At 40.9% G+C, this 584-nt stretch carries 2 pseudogenes; both read left to right on the plus strand.

The features are described 5' to 3' along the window. Positions 1 to 391, plus strand: a pseudogene (locus tag X919_RS16865) (hypothetical protein); the annotation flags it as partial. Continuing rightward, positions 388 to 584: pseudogene (locus X919_RS0106080) on the plus strand (hypothetical protein); the annotation flags it as partial. The pseudogenes X919_RS16865 and X919_RS0106080, both read left to right, overlap by 4 nt.

Raw genomic sequence — 584 nt, forward strand, 5'->3', positions numbered from 1 at the left:
TTATTTAGAAGCACCGAAGAAAGCTATAAATCTACCAGAAGGGTCTCCTACAAAGCATCAGTATGTGAGGTTAGATTCATACGTTCCAAATAAAGAGATTGTTTCTCGTAAGTATACCCAGCTTAGTGAGGTGTCAGAGGAGACTGCAATTCGTTACTTAAAGGAACTATCGGATAAATATGCACCTGGGACAAAAATAGCGGATGTACCATCCAATATAAGTGGGGCTAATGCCGGTATCTTCAAGGCAAATAATGGAAAAGTTCTTGATGGACAAATGATTCTCGAGGTGCCTGTGCAAGCAAAAGCCATACCTAAGAGGGTGATAGATTATGCAAGCCTCAAAGGAATAAAGATTCGAGATACTAACAATCATATATACAACAAATGAAAACTCTACTCAATCGTTGGAATACGATATGGCTTCGTCCATTAACGGATGGAGAAGCACTTAAAGTCTTGGATGACTACAACAAGACTCGTTACTCTCGTCGCAAGAAGAAAGAGGGTCTGTTGGAGCTTGCTTCTCGTGAAGCCCACGAGAAGCAAGAGGTCTACTTTGCAACGATACTCAATGATGATGG

This window comes from Prevotella sp. HJM029 (assembly GCF_000599605.1).
Classification (GTDB): domain Bacteria; phylum Bacteroidota; class Bacteroidia; order Bacteroidales; family Bacteroidaceae; genus Prevotella.